8 protein-coding genes, 1 tRNA gene and 1 other RNA gene are annotated in these 8,440 nt (G+C 34.9%); all 10 read left to right on the forward strand.

Annotation, left to right across the window (positions count from 1 at the left end; genetic code table 11):
- The first annotated feature begins 131 nt into the window (after nt 1-131).
- Nucleotides 132-1,292 carry a glycosyltransferase gene (locus HNS38_RS19185; protein WP_172276902.1) on the forward strand — a complete coding sequence of 387 codons (1,161 nt, stop codon included), beginning with the start codon at nt 132-134 and terminating at the stop codon, nt 1,290-1,292.
- A gap of 55 nt (nt 1,293-1,347) precedes the next feature.
- Nucleotides 1,348-1,754: a transfer-messenger RNA gene (gene ssrA, locus HNS38_RS19190) on the forward strand.
- Nucleotides 1,755-1,854: 100 nt separating this feature from the next.
- Nucleotides 1,855-1,928 (forward strand) — tRNA-Arg (locus HNS38_RS19195).
- Between the two features lie 319 nt (nt 1,929-2,247).
- Nucleotides 2,248-2,697: a DUF1573 domain-containing protein gene (locus HNS38_RS19200; RefSeq protein WP_172276899.1), complete on the forward strand. Its 450-nt coding sequence runs from the start codon at nt 2,248-2,250 to the stop codon at nt 2,695-2,697.
- 34 nt (nt 2,698-2,731) lie between these two features.
- Nucleotides 2,732-3,058: a preprotein translocase subunit YajC gene (yajC, locus tag HNS38_RS19205; protein ID WP_172276896.1), complete on the forward strand. Its 327-nt coding sequence runs from the start codon at nt 2,732-2,734 to the stop codon at nt 3,056-3,058.
- A gap of 246 nt (nt 3,059-3,304) precedes the next feature.
- Nucleotides 3,305-4,255: a hypothetical protein gene (locus HNS38_RS19210; RefSeq protein ID WP_172276893.1), complete on the forward strand. Its 951-nt coding sequence runs from the start codon at nt 3,305-3,307 to the stop codon at nt 4,253-4,255.
- Entirely contained in the window at nt 4,256-4,834 is a 579-nt protein-coding gene (coaE, locus tag HNS38_RS19215) for a dephospho-CoA kinase (RefSeq protein ID WP_172276890.1), read from the forward strand.
- Between the two features lie 4 nt (nt 4,835-4,838).
- On the forward strand, nt 4,839-6,947 hold the full coding sequence (locus HNS38_RS19220) for a Tex family protein (RefSeq protein ID WP_172276887.1): 2,109 nt from the start codon (nt 4,839-4,841) through the stop codon (nt 6,945-6,947).
- Nucleotides 6,948-7,080: 133 nt separating this feature from the next.
- Nucleotides 7,081-7,767, forward strand: coding sequence for an outer membrane beta-barrel protein (locus HNS38_RS19225; protein ID WP_172346929.1), 687 nt, complete (start codon nt 7,081-7,083; stop codon nt 7,765-7,767).
- The gene (locus tag HNS38_RS19230) at nt 7,767-8,267 is read left to right on the forward strand and encodes a cupin domain-containing protein (protein WP_172276881.1); all 501 of its coding nucleotides are present in this window, start codon (nt 7,767-7,769) and stop codon (nt 8,265-8,267) included. Before HNS38_RS19225 ends, HNS38_RS19230 begins: the two co-directional genes overlap by 1 nt.
- Nucleotides 8,268-8,440 lie beyond the last annotated feature (173 nt).

The following is an 8,440-nucleotide window of genomic DNA, read 5'->3' on the forward strand; positions in this document are numbered from 1 at the left end:
CAAAATAATATACTCATATACAACTATTTGTGAACTAAATGGGTAACCCTATAAATATTAATAAGTGACGTTAATTAAAAAGTAAAATAGAAATTTGATAATTAAAATATTGTAAATAGGTTTGCACCTGAATGAAAAACGAAGCTAAACATATCCTATTTTTACCCCAATGGTACCCCAATAGGTATGACAAAATGTGGGGCCTATTTGTAAAAAAACATGCGCAGGCAGCCAATAGAAAAAACACGATCAGTGTACTCTATTTAAAAGCTATTGATAATATTCTTACTAAAACTGAAATCGAGGAGTATTTAGATGATGGAATTCATAGCTTATATATCTACTATCCCAAACCAAAGAATAAGATTAGTTACCTCTTTAGATTCCTCATAGAATACAAAAAGGGCTTATCATTAATACAAAAAAGAAAACCAATAGACTTAATTCATGTTCACATTTTAACTAGAGCTGGGCTGTTAGCTTTATATAGCCACAAAACACAAAACATTCCATTTGTCATTACCGAACATTGGTCGAGATACCTTACAACTGTAAATACTTATAAAGGAGCTTTACGAAAGATGCTTACAAAATATGTTGTTAAAAATGCAAGTGCAGTTCTTCCTGTTACTCAAAACTTACAAGAAGCTCTTCTCTCTCATGGACTAAATAACAACCATTACAGAATTATTCCAAATGTAGTAGATGACATATTCTTTCAATATGATTTTATACTTCAAAAAGAAAAGACCAAAAGCGTCATTCATGTGAGCACTTTTGAAAACAAAAGCAAAAACATAACGGGTATCATCAAAATGGTTAAGGCACTAGCTCAAAAAAGAGATGATTTTAAGATGATATTAATCGGGGATGGCATAGACTATTTTATGCTAAAAGAATTAAGCAAAGAATATAAATTGGAATCATTCATTGAGTTTAGAGGCTTGTTAGAAAAGCAAGAGTTAGTTGACGAGTATATGAAAGCAAGTTTCATGCTTGTCAATAGTAATTACGAAAACATGCCAGTGGTTATCAACGAAGCCATGGCATGCGGACTCCCAGTACTCTCCACAAACGTTGGTGGCATCAGCGAACACCTTGACTCCACAAAAGGAATACTCATAGAACCGAAACAACCTGAACAACTCTTGGAACAATTCCAATGGATGCTAGACCATTTAGATTCTTTTGAGCCCTCCTCCATTCGTCAATATGCTAAGGAACATTTTTCTTTTGACGCAGTTGGCAAACAACTAGACGAAGTATACCATTCCATTAATAAGGATAAATAGTTCTTTTATTCATTCCTATTTACTATCTTTGCAGCCCTTAAATGGGATATCACATGGGGTTGACTGGATTAGACAGCGTATAAGTGTGATGGTAAGCATGTCGAGTGTTGTGAATATGGCTCGTTAATCCTAATTCTCACAGCTATGTAAATGGCGATAACAATAATTACGCATTAGCTGCGTAGTCATAGCTCAGCTAGACTACCTTAATCCACGAAACTAGATTTCGGGACTATGCCTTCCTGCAGACGGACCTGCTCTGTTCCAAGCTGTATTTAGGGAGTCGAAAATTCGGAGATAGCTTTTTAGGAACCTCGACCAAGAAGTGAAATTAAGAGGATAAGGTTAAGAATTGGGTGTCTTTTCCCGGTTCTTATCTCGAAAATTAATAAGAGACTACACATGTAGAAAGCCATTGGGCTATAAGTTTGGACGAGGGTTCGAATCCCTCCAGCTCCACCAAAAAAAAAGTTCAAAGTAAAAATGATTAATGTTAAAAGTTTTGAAACTCGTGTTTTAATAAGTATTTAGAACTCTGATCTTTAAACATTAAAATTTAGAAGGCCCCATAGTTCAATTGGATAGAATATCAGATTTCGGCTCTGAGGGTTGGGGGTTCGAGCCCTCCTGGGGTCACGGACTAATTTATAAAGTATTGATAATCTATATGATTTTCAATGCTTTTTTTATTTTAAAAACAGCAATTCTCCTCCTAGACTTATTTAATTTGAAACTTCTTCTCATTACTAATGGTAAGTCATGAATATTTTAAACATCTTTAACCAAGCCAAAATCAAAAAACATTTTCTCATCATCTAATATTTATTACTTTTGCGCTCAATTGAAATTATTGAATATGAAACAAGCGTAATTAAAATAATTATAATTCTTTACGACCAAATGATTATTTTATTTTATGTGGTTCCATCTGACAAATTAAATAAGACATTAACAGATGAATAGATATATCATTTTATTTGTTTTAGCATTGGCTTTTGTCTCTTGTAAAAACAATCCTGATAAATTACCTGCTGATATAATTAGCAATCCTAATTCTGCTGCTGGGCTTGACGAGGACATGAAGATGCCCCTCATCAGTTTTAAGAAAACAGAGCATGACTTTGGTAAGGTGATACAAGGCGAAGTAGTTTCTTATAGTTTCAAATTTACTAATACTGGGAATACCGATTTACTTATTGCAAAAGTGAGTACCTCTTGTGGGTGTACTGCATCTAACTACCCGGTAGACCCTATCAAGCCAGGAGAAACGAAAGCTATTGAAGCAAAATTCGATAGTCAAAATAGAATGGGTTTTCAAAACAAAAGAATTACCGTCTTGACCAATTCCACACCTGCTAAACAAAACTTGTATATTAAAGCAGACGTGATTAAACCTGGTCAATAAATAGAAAAATAAACAATAATATAAAATCAAAACAATGAATTTACTTTCAATCTTATTAATGACACCTCCAGCGGATGGCGCTGAATCAGGTGGGATCATGTCTTTTTTACCTCTTATTCTTGTCATCGTAGTATTCTATTTCTTCTTTATTCGTCCTCAGATGAAAAAGAGTAAAGAACAAAGAAAATTTCGTGAAGAATTGAAAAAAGGCGACGAAGTAGTTACACTAGGTGGGATCTTAGGAAAAGTTATTAAAATTGATGAGACTTCTGTGATTATTGAAACAGAAGGTCAAACAAAAATAAAAGTAGTAAAATCTGGTATTGTTCCGCAGGATACTCCTATTGGACAAACTAAATAGTGTTCGTCTATAAAGCTCGACTTCTTCGTTATGCCTACCTTATCGTCAGGCAGACTTGCGCTCCAAATAGTCATTTACTGATGTAAACTCACATTTGGAGCACCACACAAGACTCGAATTCATGCTTTTTAGTTCAAGTTCTCAAATTGCAAAAAGACTCTAATCAAGTTTGATGCATCAAAAAAAGCTCTTTGCTGTACTTAATTTGTGCATCAAAGAGCTTTTTTCATAATTTTACCTTTCCTTATGGATTATTCATTTTTAAAAATAAAAAATAAAAACACAATCGTTTTTTTAATTTGTCTAGGCATCTCTGCATTTCTATGGCTGCTCATCAAACTCTCTCAAGAATACGAAATCAATGTAAATATTCCGGTGAAGTACCACAATTATCCTGAAGATCAAATACTCATCAACAAACCCGATTCTGTTATCCAAATCAGAATTACCGATAATGGATTCGATTTGATAGGAACCAGCCTATTCGGTTCTCCTAGCTCATTGGAATTGAATATCCCTGAAATGACAACTTCACAAATCAATGCTCAAATCAAGCAATCTTATTCTTTGGTAAGAACAAAGATTGAGGAGCTCAACAAAATATTTAGCTCAGCGAAAAATCTCAGATTATTGGGACCAGATAGCTTGGTATTAAAATTTGAAAAACTGGCTACAAAAGAAGTAACCATCTTTCCAAATATTAAATACCTATTACTCCCACAGTTTCAGCTTAAAGGAGCCGCCAGATTACAGCCACAGATCATCACATTATATGGTAGTCAAAATAAGTTAGACCTCATCGATACGGTTTACACTGAATCCAAAACCTATACAGAATTGGATTTATCTTTTAAAGATCAAATAAAACTCCTAATCCCCTCAAATGTAAACACCAAAGTAAGAACTTCGGAGCTGATAGTTGAGGTTGAAAAATTCACCGAAGCTAAAATAACGATACCTATTCCCCAAGATTTCATTGATAACAAAAACATCAGACTATTTCCCAAGCACATAGAAATAAAATATGCTGTCTCTTTTGAGAAATTTAATGAAATAAAGCCTGAAGGTTTTAAAGTAATTGCTGCAATAGATCCTCTAAATATTGGCAAGTTAAATATCAGTCTAGAATCATTTCCTGATGATATTCGTGTGATTGATTTCTCCCCCAAAGTGGCTGAATTTATAATAATCAAATAGATGATAAAAGTAGGACTTACTGGAAATATAGGCAGTGGAAAAACATGGGTTTGTCAAATTTTTTCAGCTCTAAACGTGCCTATCTATTATGCTGATTTAGAAGCCAGGAACATATTAAATTCTTCTGAAACCATTGAAAAAATAGCTGAAATTTTTGGTTCCATTGTATTATCGAGTACCAAGCAAATAGATCGAAAGAAATTAGCATCCATAGTATTTAACAATGCCAAAGAACTTGAAAAACTCAATCACCTCATCCACCCTCAACTTAGAGACCATTTTCAGCTTTGGGCTCAGCAGCAAAAAAGTAAATATGTAATACAAGAAGCTGCTATTTTATTTGAAAACGGATTCGATCATCTGATGGACAAAACCATCACTATAGCCTCCCCTAAGGATATCCGATTAAAAAGAGTGATGCAAAGAGATGATGCCAATGAAGAGGACGTTTTAGCTAGGATGAACAACCAATGGTCGGACGAAAGAAAAGAAAATGCTGCTGATTACATCATATACAATGACGGAAGCCAGATGCTAGTTCCTCAAGTTTTAAAAATTCACCAATTCCTCAATAAATAGTTTTATGATTATAAAGATTGCTCAACAAATCAACATCAAAACCGAACAAGTAGAAGCGGTTTTAGAATTACTGAAAGCCGATGCTACTCTCCCATTTATTGCCCGTTATAGAAAGGAAAAAACAGGCGGGTTAGATGAAGTACAAATTGCAAGTATTAGAGATATTGCTGAGCAAATAACATCTTTCAATCAAAGAAAAGACAGCATATACAAATCATTAGATGAGCAGGGAATTCTAACTGAGGAACTCAAGAAGAAATTAGATTCTATTACAGATAAATCGGAATTAGAGGATTTTTATTTACCCTATAAACCCAAAAGAAAAACCAAAGCATCTGTTGCAAAAGAAAGAGGACTGGAAGGTTTAGCAAAAATGATGATGTCGCAAAGTAATGACGACATTGAATACTCAGCCAAAAGATTTATCAATAGCAATGTAAAAGACACTGAGGAGGCCTTACAAGGCGCAAGAGACATTATTGCTGAATGGATTAGTGAGGATCCTCTTATCAGAAGAAGATTAAGATATCTATTTCAAAGGGAAGGCGAAATCATCTCCAAATTAGTGAAAGGAAAAGAAGAAGAAGGCGATCGGTTCTCCATGTATTTTGATTATAGAGAAAGAGTGAAACAAGCTGCCTCTCATAGGATACTAGCAATTTATCGTGGAGAAAACGAGGGATTCATCAAGTTCAAAATTGAGCCCCCTATTGAAAATGCAATCGAATTAATAGAATCACAATATATCAGAAGGAGCTCTACCACTCGAAATCATCTTCTACTTTGTATTAAAGATGCCTATAAAAGATTACTACAACCCAGCTTACAAACTGAGTTTAAAAATGAGTTAAAGGAAAAGGCAGATCTAGATTCCATAGCTATCTTTGCGAAGAATCTCAAAGAACTCCTCTTGGCTCCTCCCCTAAAAAACAAGAGGGTTTTGTCAATAGATCCTGGTTTTAGATCGGGCTGCAAAGTGGTTTGTTTAAATGAGAACGGTGACTTACTGCACAACGAGACTATCTTTCCGCACCCTCCTCAAAAAGACAGCAAATTAGCAGCCCACAAAATTACTTCTCTTACCGATGCCTATAAAATTGATGTGATAGCCATTGGTAATGGAACTGCTGGAAAGGAAACCGATTCTTTTGTTAGAAGATTACATTTCAATAAGGAGATTAAAGCCATTATGGTAAACGAGAGTGGAGCCTCAGTCTATTCGGCTTCCAAGGTAGCTAGAGAAGAATTTCCAGAATATGACGTCACAGTAAGAGGAGCTGTTTCCATAGGAAGAAGGCTTATAGATCCATTATCAGAATTGGTAAAGATTGACCCAAAATCCATTGGAGTGGGACAATACCAACACGATGTAGATCAAAATAAACTCACCCAATCCTTAGATGAAGTGGTAATGAGTTGCGTTAATGCGGTAGGGGTTGATTTAAATACTGCCTCAAAGCAACTATTGGCTTATGTTTCAGGTATTGGACCATCTTTAGCCGAAAACATTGTGAAATACAGAAAAGAAAATGGCAATTTCACCAACAGAAAACAAATACTCGAAGTAGCTCGCCTCGGACAAAAAGCTTTTGAGCAATCAGCTGGGTTCTTAAAAATTAACGATGGAGATAATCCTTTAGATACCTCCTCTGTCCATCCGGAAAGCTATGCCATTGTTCACAAAATAGCTAAAGATTTAAACCTTAAACTCGAGGACTTAATGGGTAGTGAAAAAGTTCTAGAAGAATTAGATTTAGAGAAATACATTAGCAATACCATAGGATTACCTACTTTAAAAGACATCAAGAAAGAATTATTAAAACCTGGTTTAGATCCAAGAAAAGAATACGATGCCTGGGAATTTGATCCCAACATAAATCGACCATCAGACTTACATGGAGGAATGAAATTAAGGGGAATTGTAACTAATATTACCGCCTTTGGTGCCTTTGTTGATATAGGTGTTCATCAGGATGGATTGGTTCACAAGAGTAATATGGCCAACGAGTTTGTGAAAGACCCCAATCAATTTGTTCATATTGGTCAAAAACTGATGGTTACGGTTATTGAAGTAGATTTGTTAAGAAAGAGGATTCAGCTTTCTATGAAATAGAAAAAGTTCAAAGTTTGAGAGATTAGGAAACTGGAATATAAGAACGACATAATTACATTAGAAAAAGTTAAATTCATTAGACTTTATAATATATGTTGATACTTTTGCGTTCCTGATCTTATAAAAAATAGATATGATTAAAAAGATACTTTATATCGTCATTATTGGCGGATTATTTTTGACACAAAACGCCTATTCTCAAAGAATTATGGGAGAAGCCATCATCGGATTAAACATGTCGAAAATAGAAGGAGATTTAGTAAACAATGGTAGCTTAAAATTTCAGAAACCAGGCTTGGTAGTTGGCGCAGGTGCTATCGTTCCTATTAATGATTTATTTTCTGTAAATATTCAGGCCTTATTCAACCAAAAAGGGGCATATAAAAGAAATGGCATATACGAGGATAGTGTCCCATATTATAAAGCCAGATTAGATTATGCCGAAGTCCCTTTAATCTTTCAATATAATGACAAAAACGGACTGACCATTGGTACTGGATTTTCTTATTCAAGGCTAGTTAGAGTTCAATGGATTGTTAATGGACAAGAAGTATCTAATACACTGAGTGATGGATATTTTGCACAAGACAATGTAGATTGGATAGCTGATTTTAAATACAGGATATGGAAAAGCGCTTCCATTAATGTGAGATACCAATATGGCCTTACCTCCTTATGGTCTGGTGATGATGAGGATTTATTAATTAATCAAAATGATCAAAAACAGAGTTCTGACCAGAGACATTCAGTACTATCTATAAGACTCACCTGGACTCTTGGTGCCACACAATCGAAGAACTTAAGAAAAGGCATTGAATAATGAAAAAAATAGCCTCCTATTGGGTTAAACAACTAGACCTTGCCCCTCATCCAGAAGGCGGATATTATAAAGAAATATATCGAGCAGAAGAATTTATTAAAGCCGATTCCTTACCTGAGAGATTCACAGGAGATCGGAATCATTCCACTGCTATTTATTACCTTTTAGAAGAAGGCGATTACTCTTGCTTTCATAGAATCAAGTCAGACGAGATTTGGCATCATTATGCCGGAGGAGTCATTCATATTTATATTCTAGAGGATCATACAATAAAGCTCCTCAAATTAGGTATGGATATAGAAGGCGGAGAACAACCCGTTTGTGTAGTACCTAAGAACACTTGGTTTGCAGCTGAACCCTCCCCAGAAACAGAATACGCCCTTGCAGGATGCACTGTAGCACCTGGGTTTGACTTTCAAGACTTTGAAATGGCTAATCAAGAGCAGCTTAAAAGTTACCTTAATCTGGATGCTATGCTCATTCAGAGGTTCATTAAATAGAAATCTATTTTCAGTTTACAAGACTTAACTATTATCTGCTTAAGGTAGGCAATACATTTTGCTAATCAATAGCAAGCGATTATCATAAAGCGCAAAACATATCCTCAAATACCTGATATTATGGGTCAAGAACAAAACCTGGGGGGATGAGCTAAAATGTTATACTTTTGAAA

The sequence above is a fragment of the Lentimicrobium sp. L6 genome (assembly GCF_013166655.1).
GTDB lineage: Bacteria > Bacteroidota > Bacteroidia > Bacteroidales > UBA12170 > UBA12170.